General features: G+C 71.7%; 12 protein-coding genes. 3 read left to right on the forward strand and 9 right to left on the reverse strand.

Features of this window, described 5'->3' with window-relative positions:
- Window positions 1–24: 24 nt before the first annotated feature.
- Entirely contained in the window at window positions 25–549 is a 525-nt protein-coding gene (locus tag QSK10_RS04145) for a PadR family transcriptional regulator (protein WP_285661228.1), read from the forward strand.
- Window positions 550–588: 39 nt separating this feature from the next.
- On the opposite strand, the gene QSK10_RS04150 is transcribed toward QSK10_RS04145, so the two are convergent.
- The gene (locus QSK10_RS04150) at window positions 589–1,320 is read right to left on the reverse strand and encodes an alpha/beta hydrolase (RefSeq protein WP_285661229.1); all 732 of its coding nucleotides are present in this window, start codon (window positions 1,318–1,320) and stop codon (window positions 589–591) included.
- Between the two features lie 110 nt (window positions 1,321–1,430).
- Between QSK10_RS04150 and QSK10_RS04155 the strand changes: the two genes are divergently transcribed.
- Window positions 1,431–3,032, forward strand: a complete 1,602-nt coding sequence (locus QSK10_RS04155; RefSeq protein WP_285661230.1) for a serine/threonine-protein kinase — start codon at window positions 1,431–1,433, stop codon at window positions 3,030–3,032.
- On the opposite strand, the gene QSK10_RS04160 is transcribed toward QSK10_RS04155, so the two are convergent.
- From QSK10_RS04160 to cobA, 7 genes are all read right to left on the reverse strand, one after another.
- The gene (locus QSK10_RS04160; RefSeq protein ID WP_285661231.1) at window positions 3,033–3,719 is read right to left on the reverse strand and encodes a trypsin-like serine protease; all 687 of its coding nucleotides are present in this window, start codon (window positions 3,717–3,719) and stop codon (window positions 3,033–3,035) included. It abuts the gene before it with no gap.
- Window positions 3,720–3,851: 132 nt separating this feature from the next.
- Window positions 3,852–4,445: a TIGR03086 family metal-binding protein gene (locus QSK10_RS04165; protein ID WP_285661232.1), complete on the reverse strand. Its 594-nt coding sequence runs from the start codon at window positions 4,443–4,445 to the stop codon at window positions 3,852–3,854.
- Between the two features lie 32 nt (window positions 4,446–4,477).
- Entirely contained in the window at window positions 4,478–6,685 is a 2,208-nt protein-coding gene (locus QSK10_RS04170) for a transglutaminase TgpA family protein (RefSeq protein ID WP_285661233.1), read from the reverse strand.
- Complete coding sequence (locus QSK10_RS04175) at window positions 6,682–7,818, reverse strand: DUF58 domain-containing protein (RefSeq protein WP_285661234.1); 1,137 nt, start codon at window positions 7,816–7,818, stop codon at window positions 6,682–6,684. The genes QSK10_RS04170 and QSK10_RS04175 overlap by 4 nt, the downstream gene beginning before the upstream one ends.
- A gap of 1 nt (window position 7,819) precedes the next feature.
- On the reverse strand, window positions 7,820–8,791 hold the full coding sequence (locus QSK10_RS04180; protein ID WP_285661235.1) for an AAA family ATPase: 972 nt from the start codon (window positions 8,789–8,791) through the stop codon (window positions 7,820–7,822).
- 12 nt (window positions 8,792–8,803) lie between these two features.
- A complete protein-coding gene (locus tag QSK10_RS04185) occupies window positions 8,804–11,359 on the reverse strand; it encodes a fibronectin type III domain-containing protein (protein ID WP_285661236.1) in 2,556 nt (851 codons plus the stop codon).
- A gap of 94 nt (window positions 11,360–11,453) precedes the next feature.
- On the reverse strand, window positions 11,454–12,665 hold the full coding sequence (cobA, locus tag QSK10_RS04190; RefSeq protein WP_285661237.1) for a uroporphyrinogen-III C-methyltransferase: 1,212 nt from the start codon (window positions 12,663–12,665) through the stop codon (window positions 11,454–11,456).
- A gap of 134 nt (window positions 12,666–12,799) precedes the next feature.
- Here cobA and QSK10_RS04195 point away from each other — a divergent pair, with 134 nt between their 5' ends.
- Window positions 12,800–14,953 carry a transglycosylase domain-containing protein gene (locus QSK10_RS04195; protein ID WP_285661238.1) on the forward strand — a complete coding sequence of 718 codons (2,154 nt, stop codon included), beginning with the start codon at window positions 12,800–12,802 and terminating at the stop codon, window positions 14,951–14,953.
- 61 nt (window positions 14,954–15,014) lie between these two features.
- On the opposite strand, the gene QSK10_RS04200 is transcribed toward QSK10_RS04195, so the two are convergent.
- The gene (locus tag QSK10_RS04200) at window positions 15,015–15,734 is read right to left on the reverse strand and encodes an ABC transporter permease (RefSeq protein ID WP_285661239.1); all 720 of its coding nucleotides are present in this window, start codon (window positions 15,732–15,734) and stop codon (window positions 15,015–15,017) included.
- Window positions 15,735–15,740: the final 6 nt, after the last annotated feature.

The following is a 15,740-nucleotide window of genomic DNA, read 5'->3' on the forward strand; positions in this document are numbered from 1 at the left end:
CGAATCTTGCATTACGATGAGGCCATGTCACTTCGCATCGCCCTGCTGGGGCTGCTCCAGGAGTCCGAATGCGCCTCGGGGTACGACCTCACCAAGCACTTCGAGCTGTCGGCGGCCAACATGTGGTCGGCCAAGCACAGCCAGATCTATCCCGAACTGCGCAAGATGGAGGCCGACGGGGCGGTCACCGCCGAGGAGAGCGGTGCGCGCGGCAAACGCGTCTACCGGCTCACCCCGGAGGGACGCGAGGAGCTGCGGCGCTGGCTGGTGGAGACCGAGCCCATGCGCAACGTGCGCAGCGAGTCCGGGCTGCGGATGTTCCTGCTGCCGCTGCTGCGGGCCGAGGAGGCGGTCCCGCTACTGCGGGCCGAGGAGCTGCTCTACCGGGCGCGCCAGGCACGCCTGCGGGAGCTGTGCCCGAACAAGCCGAAGCCCATCGACCGGTACCAGATCCGGATGGGCGAGCACATGATGGCCGCGATGGCCGACTGGGCCGCCGAGACCGCCGACGACATCGAGCGCCGCGCGGCCGAGGGAGAAGACGTCTGAGACGGGGCACGCGCGGGGCGGCGCGCGTACCGGGACCGGTCAGGCCAGGCGGGCGAAGATGAGCTCGAAGGCGCGCTCCAGCGCCTCGCGGGACTCCTCGGTGTGGTCGATCTGCTCGAAGCCGTGATGGCCGTTCGGGACGTCGATCAGGTCCAGCTCGAAATCGCGTTCGGCCGCCGCGGCCAGGAACTTCTCCTGCCCGTCGACCAGCGGCGGGTGCTCCAGGCCCACGCGGGTGAAGATGAGCGGCAGCGCGCCCAGGGCGTCGATGGCGTCCAGGACGTCGAAGCCCTCGGCCAGCTCCGGGTGCGCCAGCAAGGGGTAGGTGAGGGCCACGGCCCGCAGCCCCTCGACGCGCTCGGTGTGCAGCGGGACCACGAAGGGGCCGCCGCCGGAGAAGACCCACACGACGATGCGGTCGCCGTCCACGCGCGGGTCGGCGCGCACGGCGTCGATGGCCGCCCGGCAGTCCGCCCACGCCTGCGGGTAATGCCCGAAGGAGTGCAGCCCGTGGTCGACGACGACGCCCACGTAGCCGCGCGAGGCGATTTGCGCGCCCAGGCCCCGATAGCCCAGCCAGTCGCGCGGGGAGGCGGGCCAGGCCGGGTTGACCGGGCCGCCGTGCAGCATGATCACCGCCGGGCGAGGGCCCGTTTCAGAAAGAGGAGTCGGCTCGGGGAGATAGAGGTCGTAATGCCCGACGCGCTCGCGCGTGACCTCGGGCGTGTCCAGGACGAACGGTGCCACCCACGGTGGGTTCGCTTGTGTCATGCGGCAAACGTAGTCGGCCCCGCCAACCGGCCATCACATCGAAAGATGGACATTCGTCGCCGCCTTGACGGGTGGGATACCCTGCCGAGGGCGCGAATGGAGCAACGACCTTGACCGGAAACCTGGCGGCCGGGCCCGACATCCCCGGCTACCGCGATCTGCAGCTGATCGCGCACGGCAGCACCGCACTGGTCTTCAAGGCCAGGCAGGAACGGCTCGACCGGGACGTCGCCATCAAGGTCCTGAGCGTCGACGAGGTCATGACCACCCACGCCTCGGTGGCCAAGGAGCTGGAGACCACCGTCGCGCTGTCGGCGCACCCCCACATCGTCTCCATCATCGACACCGGCACCACCATGGGCGGGCAGCCCTACATCGTCATGGAGTACTGCGAGGGCGGCTCGTACTCGCAGATCCTCAAGGCCAACGGGCCCCTGCCTGTCGCCGACGTGGTCGAGGTCGGCGTCAAGATCGGCGAGGCGCTGCACGCGGCGCACTCGGTGTCGATCCTGCACCGCGACGTCAAGCCGCAGAACATCCTGCGCACCAAGTTCGGTCCCGCCCTCGCCGACTTCGGCATCGCCCGCGCCGCCGACGAGCTGGCCGCCACCGGCACCATCGACAAGCTCACCCCCCTCCACTCCGCGCCCGAGGCCCTGCGCCGCGACGAGCAGTCCCCCGCCTCGGACGTGTACTCGCTCGCCTCGACCATGTGGCACCTCCTGGTCGGCCGCGGGCCCTTCTCCAACCCCAACGGGCGCACCGACCCCGACGAGTTCCGCCAGCGCGTGGAGTACTCGCTGGCGCCCTCGGTGCCACGCGCCGACGTCCCCGACTGGCTCCAGCGCGTCCTGGCGCGCGGCCTGGCCAAGGACCCCGCGGCCCGCCACCAGAGCGCCTACGCCTTCGCCGAGGAGCTGCGGCGGCACTCCTACGGCGCGATCGGCACCGGCGCGGCCGGAGCGGCGTCCGTGGCCACCCCCGCGGGCCCCACCGACGACGAGATGACCGCCTTCGTCTTCCCGACGACGCCCACGCGGCACCCCGGCGCCCCGACCGACCCCTTCGCGGCCGCCGCGCCCGCCTACGCGCCACCGCCGCCTCCCCCGGCCTACTCGCCACCGGCCCCCCGGCCGCAGGCGTACCAGCCCTACACGCCGCCGCCGGTCGAGCCCGAGGGCACCATGCGCGTCGGCCCGCCCGGACCCGCCGTCGCGCCCACCCTGCCACCCGCTCACCCACCGGCGCCGTCCCCCGTGCCGGCGCACGCCCCGGAGTCCCAGGGCAGCCGCGCGCCCCTCATCCTCGGCCTGACCGGCGCGGTCCTGGCCCTGGTGGTGCTCATCGGCGTCATCGTCTTCGTGGTCCCGGGCCTCAAGGGCGGCGACAAGGCGAACGACCCGCCCAAGGTGGACGGCACCGTCGGCCTGTCCAGCTTCGACGCGCCCCCCAGCGACCTCACCATCGTCACCGACGACCAGAACGGCGTCCGCCTGTCCTGGGGCGACCCCAGCGCCGGTTCCCTCTCGTTCATCATCTTCGGCGGCCGCAAAGGCGAGGCGGCCGAGGCGATGCAGACCATCACGGCCGGCACCACCACGGCCACCATCTCCGGGCTGAACCCGGAGGCGAACTACTGCTTCATGGTCGGCGCGCTCTACTCCATCGACTCGGTGCCGCGCTCCAACCAGGCGTGCACGAGCAGGTCGTAGCTACCCGGAGAAGACCGGCAGCCACGCCCCGAAACGGGCGAGCAGGTCGTCGATGGAGATGAAGCAGGAATACAGGACACCGCTGGGTTGCCGCTGCCTGCCGACGTGGACGCCGACGGCCAGCACCGACGAACCCGCCTTCTGGTAGACCGGGCCGCCCGAGTCACCCGCGCAGGCGGCGTAATCACCGCAGTAGACGCGCTCACGGCCGTCCCACGTCGACTGGACGCGGATGGTCCCGCTGGTGATCCCGGTCGTCCGGCCGCCCTTGGAGACGACCGTTCCCGGTGTGAGGCTCCAGTTGTGCACCATGCCGGTGGTCCGGCCGACCGTGATGCCGTTGACCTCGACGATCTGGTAGGCGTCGACGCCGGAGTCGGGCTGCACCAGCAGGGCGTCCATCGAAGGGTCTTCGTTGCGGCGGACGAAGCCGAAGCGGGTGTCGGTCCCGCTGACCACCGCGTTGACACCGCTCGCGCAGTGACCGGCGGTCAGGAAGAACATGCCGTCGCTTCCCCGCAGGGCCCACGAGCCAGTGCAGCCCGCCCCGGCGATGTTCATCGGGTGGCCGGGCTTGTACCAGTACCAGACGGCGGCGCCGGCGGGCGCGGATTGCAGGAGCAGCGCGAAGGAGGTGATGACGGTGAGAACGAGTAAAAGGACAGGTCGGGCAATGACCTTGGACACGGAAGGTACCTCCGCGGTCGGGCATGGGCGCACGCGCTCGGGCATGAGCGGTGAAGGGACGCTCGGGCATGAGCGCCATGACGGGCAGATCGCCGGTGGACCCGGCGTCTGCGGATCGTAACCGTCGAGCTCTCAGGGCCGCCACCCCGGATCCCGCCCCAGCATGCGCAGAATCGCCTCCAGCGCCTCCCCGTCCCCGGGCGGCAGCGCGGGCCGGAACAGCGCGCCCGGCCGCTGCCGGTCGGCGCCGTCGGGCACCTCCTCCGCCAGCGGCAGCACCGCCGCCAGCACCTCGGCGTCGAAGCCGCTCGGCACGCCCATGGCCGCCGCGACGTCCCAGCCGTGGACGACGTAGTCCAGCAGGTGGAAGCCCGCCGCGGCCCGCCCGGGGAAGGGCCGGTCCTCGCGGATCGGCGGGATCAGCCACGGGTGGTCCAGCGCGCCCGGCTCGTTGAACGCGCCGACCACGCGTTTCACCGAGGTGCCGTAGACGCCCCCGGCGTCGTGGCGGACGGGCTTGTCGGCCCACACCGTGCGGTCCTCGGTCTCGCCCATCGCGGCGGCGGCGAAGCCGTTGTTCTGGCCCACCATGTGCGCCAGCAGCTGGGCCAGGGTCCAGTCCGCGCAGGGCGTGGGGCGGTCCAGATCGGCGGCGGAGACGGTCCGCACGAGGTCGTCGGTGCGCGCGAGGGCGCGCGCGTGCAGGCTCAGGAAGGGGTCGGTCATGAGGGGGAGGGTATCGCCCGGGCCCCTCCCCGTCACCGGTCCGTTTTCGGCAGTGGCGCGTCGGTCCAGAACAGCGGGCGCGGGGTGAGCGTCCACAGGAGACGCCGCCAGCCGGGCCGGGCCGCCCGCAGCGCGGCCGTGTAGGCCTGCGCGGCCCGCGCGGCGGCCTCGGCGCTCTCCGGGCGCACCGCCGCGGGCGCGAAGGTGACCTCGTTGACGGCGTCCACAAGGGACGCCAGGGACGGCCCGGGACGCCCGCCGAGGGCCTCGGTGGCGTACCCGGCGACCTCCGTCGCGGTCAGCGAGGGCGGTGGCCGCCGTCTGGCCTGCCGCATGGCGTCATAGGTCTCCCGCCACGCCCCGCGCACCCGCGCGGCGGCGTCACCGGTCCACAGGCGCCGCTGCGTCCGCGCGCGTTTCATGGTCAGCACGGTGATGACGCACGCCAGCAGGATCACCGCCGCGCTGCCCGCCGCGAACACCCACGCCGGGATCGCGCCGCCCTGGGAGGAGGTCGCCCCGGGCGCGGCCTGCCCGCTGTCGGAGGGCGCGCTGGCGGCCGGGTCGTCGTAGTTCTGCGGCGGCGCCGACGAGGACGGCGGCTTGGTCTCCTCCGGCGGCTTGATCTCGTCCTCGGGCGGGGTGATCGTCTCGTCGGGCTGCGGCATGGGGTTGAACGCGACCCAGCCGATGTTCTGGAAGTACACCTCGGGCCAGGCGATCGCGTCGCCGCCGCGCACGGTGTAGTCCCCGGCGCTGGACCGAAAGCCCACGATCACGCGCGTGGGCAGCCCGACCTTGCGCGCCACGACGCCGAAGGCCGCCGCGAACTGCTCGGAGGTGCCCTGCTGGCCGCCGCCGCGCGGGGGCGTGCCCAGGAAGAACTTCAGGTTCGGCAGGGAGTGCCCGCTGGCCGCCTTCGCGTTGAACGCGTAGTGCGTCGACAGGAACGTCTCCAGGTTCGTGGCCCGCTGGTAGGGACCGCCGCCCTGCTCGGTGATGTACTCGGCGAGCCGGGTGATCTCCTCGGGCAGCTGCCCGGGCAGCGCCAGGAACCGCGCGACGGGCTCGCCGGAGCCGACCGAGGCCGTGGCGAGCTTGTTCACCTGCGGCGCCGGGAGCTGCGAGGTGACCGTGTAGGTCTCCCCGCGCACGAGCCCGGCGGGGTTCATGAGGGTGCCGGTCTCCTTGTCGTAGGCGACGCGCATGCCGTCGACGAGGACCGGGTCGGGCACCGAGGGCGTGAGCCGCCCGGTCAGCTCACCGATGGTGATCTTCTGGGTGATCTCGCTGGTCGGGGCGACGGTGCTGTCCGGCGGGGTCAGCACGCGACCGGCCGCGCGGTAGGTCTGCCCGATCTTCCAGGTCACGCCGTCGTAGTCGCTCAGGACGGCCAGGCGCAGCCGCGCGTCGGCCGACATCTTCGTGCTGAACAGGGGCTGGTCGGGGTTCTGCGCCCAGCCCGACATGCGGATCAGCGGGTTGCTGTCGACGTCGGTGAGCTGTGGCGGGACGACGTACTCGCGCGGGTCGGACGGCTTGCCCGTCACCGCTCCCCCGGCCAGCGGCCCGAGCGCGGCCACCGCCGCGATCAGCACGGCGGCACCGGCGGCGCCGGTGGTGATCGCGCGCATCCGGACCTTGCGGTCGGCGCGGATCACCGTCCCCTCGGTCTCCGGCTCCACCGCCGAGGCCGCCAGCCCGAGCCCGGCGAGCCCGGCGAAGCCGAGCCCGTACCAGACCGAACCGGCCGCGTTGGGACCCACCAGGTACAGCGAGAACCCGTAGAGCGCCACCGGCGGCAGGTACCCCAGCAGCACCCGCCGGTAGCGGACGCCGAACTCGGCGGCCAGCAGGCCCACCGCCCACGTCGCCACGACCGGCACCAGGACGGTGTCCGGCTGCGGTTCGACGGGGATCATCGACGTCAGCAGGCGCGGCACGCTGTTGCGGACGGCGTCGAGGTAGATGTCGGTGAAGGTCCCGTCGACGGTGGCCCGCCCGGCGGTGAACCGCACGCACAGGATCGTGTACCCGAACAGCAGCGCGATGTGGATCGGCGGCAGCAGGGCGGCGCTGCGGTTGCGCAGCAGCGCGCCCACCGTCACCGACAGGACCGCGGCCCCGGCGACGAGGTAGACCAGCAGCTCATTGACGTAGATGCGGCCGAGCGCGCTGCCCGCCATGACGATGGTGCCGACGAGGGTGAGCGGGACGGCGAAGGCCCTCAGCCGGTTCACCAGGCGCCCGCCCCGTGCCAGGCGGCCACGAACTCCGCGCCGTCGGCCGCGCCCAGCACGGGGATGCCGGAGACGGTGGTGTGGCCCGGGTTGTCCGGCCCCAGGACGGCCGCCAGCAGCGCCGGGTGCCCGCCGCGCAGGGACGCCAGCTGCGGCGTCTCCAGGGGCCGGCCGGAGCCGGTGAGGTAGATGAGGGTGTCACCGAGGCGCTGGTGGCGCAGGCGGACGACGGTGTCGTTCAGGGCGTTCTCGTCCTCGTTCGGGCGCGCCTCGGCCAGCGCGTCAAGGTAGTCGTCGCGGCCACCGGCGGCCACGACGGCCCCGGAGGTGAGCGCGAGCGCGATGGACAGCCCCTCGCGCAGGGCGGCCACGATGATGGAGGCCGCCGCGTCGCAGGCGGTCTCGAAGCCCTCGCCGCGGTAGGAGCCGCGCCGGTCGTCCAGCAGGACGACGACGCGGGGCAGAGAGGTGTCGACGTTCTCGCGCATCATGAGCTCGCCGATGCGCGCGGAGGTGCGCCAGTGCACGTGGCGCAGGTCGTCGCCGATGACGTATTCGCGCAGCGCGTGGAAGGTCAGGGAGCCGTGCTCGACGCGGTCGAACTGCCCGTCCATGCTGCGCGCGACGCCCTGCGGCGAGGTGTAGAGGGGGTGGACGACGGGGTGCACCCACACGGTGCCGGTGTCGCCGTAGGAGCGGGACAGCTTGACCAGCCCGAGCGGGTCGCGCCGCCCGACGGTGAGGGGCCCGAGGGTGAACACGCCGCGCCGGTGGGTGGGCACGTCGTACTCGACCACGGCCTCCTTGCGGGGCCGCACCCGCTGGAGGGGCACGGCCACGCGCACGTCGTCGATGGAGTCGTAGGCGACCATGCTGACGGCGCGGAACCGGCCGTCGTTGCGGACGCTCAGGGCCACCCGGCACGATTGCCCGCGCTCGACGCGCTCGGGCTCCACGCTGCGCGTCACGGTCAGCTTCGGGCGCCAGCCGGCGACCAGCAGCGCTACGACGAAGGCGGTCACTGCGGCCCCGCCGACGGTCGCCGGCTCGGTGTAGTCGAGCCAGTAGCCGAGGACGAACATGAGCGCGCCGGAGACCGCCAGGCCCCAGCCGCGGCCGGTCACCAGTCCCATGTCAGGCGTTGCTGGGGACGGGCACCGGCACCTGCGCGGCGATACGGTCGAGGACTTCGGCGGTGGTCACGCCGCGCATGGCGGCGTCGGGGGACAGCAGGACGCGGTGGCCGAACACCGGGTGCAGGAGCGCCTTGACGTCCTCGGGCAGGACGTAGGTGCGCCCGGCGGACAGGGCGTAGACCCGCGCGGCCTTCGACAGCGCGATGACGCCTCGCGGGGACACCCCGACGCGGACCTCGGGGAGCTCGCGCGTGGCGGCGGCCAGTCGCACGAGGTAGGTGTACAGGGGGTCGGCGATGTAGGTGCGCCGGGCCTCCTGCGCCATGAGCGCCACGGTGTCGGTGTTGACCAGCGGGCGCAGGTCCTCCGGCGAGCGGTGGACGGCGCCGCGCAGGACCTCGACCTCGACGTCCTCGGTGGGGTAGCCGACCGAGAGCTTCATCAGGAAGCGGTCGAGCTGCGCCTCGGGCAGCCGGTAGGTGCCGTCCATCTCCACCGGGTTCTGGGTGGCGACGACGAGGAACGGCTGCGGGACGGGGTGGCGGGTGCCGTCGACGGTGACGTACTTCTCCTCCATGACCTCCAGCAGCGCGGCCTGGGTCTTGGGGGAGGCGCGGTTGATCTCGTCGCCGATGACGATGTTGGCGAAGACCGGGCCGGGGTGGAACTCGAACTCGCGGCTGGCCTGGTTGAAGATCGTGACGCCGGTGACGTCGGAGGGCAGCAGGTCCGGGGTGAACTGGACGCGCCGCCACCGGCCGTGGACGCTGGCGGCGATGGCGCGCGCCAGCGTGGTCTTGCCGGTGCCGGGCACGTCCTCCAGGAGGACGTGCCCCTCGGCGAACAGGGCGACCAGGGCGAGCCGGACGACCTCGGGCTTGCCGAGCACGATCTGGCCGATCTGCCCGGCGAGCCGGTCGAAGAGGTCGGCGAAGGCCTGGGCCTCCTGTGGGGAGAGGGGCTGACTCACTGAATCCTCCGGCTAGCAGTCTGCGAGGAGTCCAGTGTTATCGCCGGAGTCCAGGTTGAACCAGACCCAGGGGATGTAAACCTCGCCACCACCGCTGTTGATCTTGATCCAGAGGGAGCTCTTCTTGTCGTTGTTGTAGCCGTACGCGAAGAGCTCCTTGTCGCCACCGGCCTTGCAGAGCGCGTCGGCGCGGGTGCCGTGCTGGAGCTTGCCCTTGCTGTTGCCGTTCTGACTGGGCGTCGAGTACGTGTTGATGCCGTTGTTGCAGTAGGTGGCGGTGTCGCCGGTGCCGTAGTTCTTGCAGGTCACGGTCCCGGAGAGCTTGTCGGTGACCACGTCGCGGGTCGCCTCGGCCGAGCCGGCCGCGTTGGACACGGTGACCTTGACGGTGTAGCCGCTGCTGGCGCGCAGCCCGCCGATGGTGAGCTGGCCGCAGTTGCCGCTGGCCGACTTGTCGTTGATGGTGGCGGTGCAGGTGAGGTCGCCGCCGTTGCCGCTGGCGGAGAAGTTCACCGTGAGGCTGTTGGTGTTGGCGGAGTGGCCGCTGATGCTCACCGTCGGCTGCCCGACGGCCTGGGCGGTGGTGTTGGCGGGGTCGCCCTCACCGGCCTGGTTGATCGCCACGACGGTGACGGTGACGGTCGTGCCGTCGGGGATGCCGGTGATGGTCGCCGAGGTGCCGGTGACCGTCTGGTTGAAGCCGTTGGACGCGGTGACCTTGTAGCCGGTGATCGCGCTGCCGTTGGCCGCGGCGGGCGACCAGGACGCCTGGGCCTGGCCCTTCTGCGAGGACACCGTGGGCGCCTGGAGGCCCTGGACCGCGCCGGGCTTGGTGAACGGCACGACCGTCGGGCTGAGCGGGGACGGCTCGGAGGCCGCGCCGCTCTCGGCGATCGCGGTCACCGTGAAGGCGAACTGCTGCCCGTAGGCGAGCTTGCCGGGCTCGGTGACCAGCTTCGTCTCGCCGCCGGTCTCGCCGACCGGCTGGGAGGCGCCACCGGCGCCGACCGAGTCGATCTTGTAGCCGGTGATCTTGTTGCCCTGGCCGTCGGCCTCGGGCCAGCTGATCTCGACGGTCCCGTCGGGCTTGGCCACGGCGTCGACCGACTTCGGCGCGTCCGGGACCGAGGCGGTCGGGACCACCGGGTTCGACTTGGCCTTGGGCCCGTTGCCGAGGGCGTTGACCGCGTAGACGGTCAGCCGGTACTCGGTGCCGTTCTCCAGCCCGGTGATCTTGTAGACCTGCTGGTTACCGGCGACCTCGAAGGTCTTGCCCGGGATGCCCTCGATGACGTACTTGAGGATCGCCGAGCCGTTGTTGGGCGCGGCGTCCCAGCTCAGGGTCGCCTTGCCGTCGCCGGGGACCGCCTTGACGTTGCGGGGAGCGCCGGGGGCGTCTTCCTTCTTCTCCGGCGGGGTCTCCTTCTTCTCCTCCGGCGGGACCTCGGCGCCGAGCACGCCGCCCACGCCCTTGTCGATCGGCTTGACCTTGTGGCCCTCGTCGATGACCAGCGCGTTCTTGGAGTGCGGGGCGTTCACGAACAGGAAGCCGTCATTGGCCTGCATCTCGATCGGGCCGTCACCGGCCGGGATGTCGAGGGAGTCGGCCATGGAGCCGTCGCGGTTGAACACGTACACCTTGTCGGTGGCGTTGTCGGCGACGTAGATGCGCCCCCACCATTCCACGGCCGCGCCGAGGTCGGGCCCGTCGCCGGGCACCGGGATCTCCTGGACGCTGGTGCCGTCGACGGCCAGCACGCGGCGGCCGTCGGTGACGGTGATGGTCGGGACGGTGGAGTCGGTCGCGGTCGGCATGATCGCGCTGCCGCCGAGGGTCACCGGGACGTTCCGCACGTCCTGCCCGTCGACGGTGGTGAGCTGCGAGCCGGTGGTGTCGAGGACGGCGACGCCCTTGCGCAGGACCGAGATGATCAGCTGGTGCTGCGGCTCGGCGACGCCGTGGGTGCTGTCGACGGCGGCGGCCTTGCCCTCCTCGCCCGGCTTCACCGAGACGAGGGTGCCCTCCTTGGAGACGGCGAACCAGAGCTTGCCGTCATTGTCGAAGACACCGCCGGACAGCCCGGCGGCGAAGCGCAGGGGCTCGCCGATGGCCTGGAGCGAGACCGGGTCCACCTGCCGCACGACGCCCTGGACGGTGTCGACGATGAACGCCTTGCCGTCGTGGAGGGCCATGTTGACGCCCTTGCCGGGGGGCGTCTCGGCGGTGCCGGTGATCTGGAGGGTGGCCGGGTCGATCGCGTTGACGCGGCCGGTGCTCAGGTCCCGCAGGAGGATCTGGTTGTCGGTCTGCACGACCTCGACGTCGTGCCCCTTGGCGTCGGGCACGGGCTGGCGGATGTCGACCCGCCCGTTGTCGCCGTTGACGTGCGACAGCTCACCGGTGGTGGACGTCCACAGCCAGGCGGCGGCGTCGTTGGTGGCGGCGGCCTGGCTGAAGAAGCCGGCGCCCAGCAGCGTCGCCACGATGGCGGCGATGAGCCCGATCGTGGTGACGAGGCTTATCACCGCGCCCTTGCTCTTGAGCTTTCGTACGGCGGCGCCGGGCATGATCGGCCGTCCTCCCCAGGACACGCGCGGAAAAACAGACGAGCCGCAGCCTACCGAGGCCACGCAAGGCATTGCCAGGCGTCGATGCGGACTTTTACCGAACCGTTCCTTTCGCCCACAGATCCAGGCTCACGACGTCACCCACGATCACCGTCGCCGGCGGGCGCAGGGCCAGCTCGGCGACCGTCCCGAGGGTGGCGCGGGCGGCCGTCTGGTGGCCGGTGGTGGCGTCGGCCACCACGGCGACGGGCGTGTGCTCGTCCTTGCCGCCCGCGATGAGCTCGGCGGCGATCGCGGGCAGGTTCTCGATGGCCATCAGCAGCACCAGCGTGCCCCGCATGCCCGCCACCGCCGGCCAGTTCACCAGCGACTTCGGGTGCCCCGGCGGCACGTGCCCCGAGACCACCGTGAACTCGTGGACGACACCCCGGTGCGTCACCGGGATGCCCTCGGACGCCGGCGCGGCTATGGCGCTCGTCACCCCCGGCACGACGGTGACCGGAACCCCCGCCGCGACGCACGCGGCGACCTCCTCACCGCCCCGCCCGAACACGAACGAGTCGCCGCCCTTCAGGCGCACCACGTGCCGCCCGGCCAGCGCCCGCTCGACGATGTACTCATTGATGGTCTCCTGCGCGGCGTAGCGGCCGTGCGGGATCTTGGCCGCGTCGAAGACCTCGACCTCGGGCCGCAGCTCGTCCAGCAACAGGTGCGGCGCCAGCCGGTCCACCACGACCACGTCGGCCGTGGCCAGCGCCCGGCGGCCCTTGACGGTGATGAGCTCCGGGTCGCCCGGACCCGCGCCGACCAGCGTCACCCGCCCACCGGCCACACCCCGGTGCGCCTTCGCCGCCAGCGACCCGTCGGCCATCCGCTCGGCGATGTCGTCGCGCAACCGCGCCGCCCGCCGCGGATCACCACCGCCGAACACCGCGACCAGCACCGGCTCATGCCGCGCGACCGCCGGAGTCCACGCCGTGGACTCCGCGGCGTCATCGGCGCGCACGCAGAACACCCGCAGCGCGTCACACCGCGCCGAGACCTGCGCGTTCACCGCCGCGTCATCGGTGGCGGCCAGCACCAGCCACGCGTCATCGACATCGGAGGGCGCGAAGGCCCGCCCGTGCCACCCGAGCCGGCCCGAGTCGGCGAGGTCCTGCAGAGCGGGCGTCACCACCGGCGACACGACGTCCACGTGCGCGCCCGCGTCGAGCAGCCCCGCCACCCGCCGCGTGGCGAGCACTCCCCCGCCGACGACGAGGACACGACGGCCGGCGAGACGGAGGCCGAGGGGGTAGAGGTTCACAGGTCGAGGGTAGTCGGGCGGGGATCTTGGCGGGTGGGTGCGGGGGCGGGCTCACCACCTGTCCGGATGATCCATTCTCACCCACTTGGCGCGTTACGGCACTCTTTCGTCCGAGGTGTCCTAGCGTCTTTCCCATGACTCTGGAGGGGATTCGCAAAGGCGCGCGGGGGGCCGCCCTCGGGCTGCGCAGTCTGGTTCGCGTGGGGGTCATCGCGGGGCTTCTGGTCGCGGTCATGGTCTTCCCGCTGGTGGCGTTCGGCGGGTTGCAGCTGAAGTCGAGCGTGGATCATCTGCAGAACGTCTCGCAGACGCTCGCGATGGATCCGCCGCCACAGACGACCTACGTCTACGCCAATGACGGCAAGACGCTGCTGAGCATGTTCTACGACGAGTTCCGCCGGTACGTGCCGCTGTCGGACGTGGCGCCGGTGATGCAGCAGGCGATCGTGGCCAGTGAGGACGCGCGGTTCTACACGCATAACGGCGTCGACCTCAAGGGCATCGTGCGGGCGGTGACGGCCAACCGGAGCGCGGGCGAGGTCTCGCAGGGCGCCTCGACGCTGACGATGCAGTACGTGCGCGGGGCGCTGAAACAGTCGGCGAAGACCGCCGAGCAGGTCTTCGCGGCCACCGAGCGCAGTTCGGAGCGCAAGATCCGCGAGATGCGGCTGGCGGTGCAAATCGAGAAGGAGCTGTCCAAGCAGCAGATCCTGGAGCGCTACCTCAACCAGGTCTACTTCGGGCACCGCGCCTACGGCATCTACGCCGCCGCCTACATCTACTACTCGAAGTCGCCGCGGGACCTGACGCTGCCGGAGGCGGCGATGCTCGCCGGGCTCGTGCAGGCCCCGTCGTCCTATGACCCGGCGGCCAACGACAAGGCGGCGGCCACCAACCGCCGCAACTACGTCATCGACCAGATGGTGAAGCAGGGGAACGTCCCGGCGGCCGAGGCCGAGACGCTCAAGGGCGAGAAGATCGAGCTGGACCTGCGCGACCCGATCAACTCCTGCATGATCCCCGAGGGCAAGGACATCGGCTACGGCTTCTTCTGCGACTACGTCCGGCACTGGTGGCGGGAGCAGAAGGCCTTCGGGGACAACCCGCGCGAGCGCGAGAACAACCTGCGCCGGGGCGGCTACACCGTCATCACCTCCCTCGACCCGGACACGCAGGAGGCCGCGCAGAAGTCGGTCGACAAGAGCGAGTCGAAGAACAGCAAGTTCGCCCTCGGCGTGACCACGGTCGAGCCGGGGACGGGCCGGGTGACGGCGATGGCGGTGAACCGCACGTTCAGCCTGGACCAGAGCGGCAACCTCGACCACTCCAACCCGATCGCGCGCGCCGACGGCGTCCGCGGCAACTACCCGAACACGGTGAACGCGCTGATGGGCGGCGGGACGCTGGCCGGGTACCAGGCGGGTTCGACGTTCAAGATGTTCACCATGCTGGCCGCGCTGGAGGACGGCAAGAAGCTCGACCACCGCATCTACGCCCCCAACCGGGTGACCACGCGCTACCCGGTGGCGTCGGGACCGGCGTCCTGCGGTGGCCTGTGGTGCCCGTCGAACGCGAGCAAGGCGATGACGGGCACGCAGACGATGTGGTCGGGCTTCGGGAAGTCGGTCAACACCTACTTCGCGCAGCTCATCCAGCAGGTCGGGGCGGACAAGGCGGTGAAGATGGCCGAGCGGCTGGGCCTGCGCTGGCGCAGCTCCACCGACAAGTACTTCGCCGACCCGGCGCGGTCCTCGGGCTGGGGCTCGTTCACCCTGGGCGTGGCCGACACCACGCCGCTGGAGATGGCCAACGCGTACGCGACGCTGGCCGCCGACGGCATCTACTGCGAGGCGACGCCGGTCATGAAGATCATCGACTCGCAGGGCCAGGAGCTGGAGTCGGGCTCCCCGAAGTGCCACCGTGAGCTGGACGAGGAGGTCGCCCGCGCGGCCACCGACGCGGCCCGCTGCGTGACCGGCTACGGCGCCGCCCGCGGCAGCTGCGGCGGCTGGAGCACCGCCCCGGGCGTCTACCGCCAGGTCGGCCACCCCGTGGCGGGCAAGACCGGTACGACCGACCAGACGCGCGCGGCCTGGTTCGTGGGCTTCACGCCCTACCTGGCCTCGGCCAGTTTCATCGCCGACCCGGACAACCCGTTCCACGCCGTCGGCGACGGGAACTCGATGAAACCGATCAACGCCGTGGCGGCGGCGCTGAAACAGAACGGGGACGAGAGACCCGAGAAGTACTTCACGAAGCCGGGCAACGTCATCTCCTACGGCCATTGACGTCCGAACGCGATGAGGCCCCGGCGCGAAAGCGCCGGGGCCTTCCCCTTGCCCCCTTGGCCTAACTGTCGCCGGCGATGGTCAGCGACCGCAGCCGGTTGATCGCGAAGTACAGCCCGAAGCCGGCCACCGCGACCAGCAGGGCCGCCCCGACGGGCATCTTCACGGCCGCGCTGAGCAGCCCGTCCCCGGAGATCTTCGCGCCGATCGACAGGGCCCACTGCTGGATGCTCAGGGCCTGCGCGCCGGGCACGGCGCCGCCGATGAGGCTCTCCCACAGCAGGACGTAGAGGAGACCGGCGACGACGGCCTGCTTGGTGACCACGCCCAGCAGCAGGAACAGCGCGCAGTAGGCGAGGGCCCCGACGAGGGCCGCGACGCCGTATCCGGCGACGAGACCGGCGTCGGCGCCGAGCAGGATCACCGAGGCCAGGGCCGTGGGGATCACCGCCAGCAGGATCGTGGCGCCGACCGCGACGACGTACTTGGTGATCACGATGGTGGCCCGCGGGATCGGCTTGGCCAGCAGGTACACGATGGCCCCGTCGTCGATCTCGGTGGCGATGGCGCCGGTGCCGCAGATGAGCGCGACCAGCGGCAGCATCGTCCCGATCGCCAGGGACGAGACCACGCCGACGCCGAGGTCGACGGGCATGTCGGTGACCAGCAGGCGCAGCAGGACGGCGACGCCGAGCAGCACCAGCGGGATCAGCGCCAGCAGCATCAGCCGCCGCGGCGAGAGCAGCCCGCGCAGGGTCAGGCGGGCGATGGTGCGGTTCATGGCGTG

The organism is Actinorhabdospora filicis, from assembly GCF_030269765.1.
Taxonomy (GTDB): domain Bacteria; phylum Actinomycetota; class Actinomycetes; order Mycobacteriales; family Micromonosporaceae; genus Actinorhabdospora; species Actinorhabdospora filicis.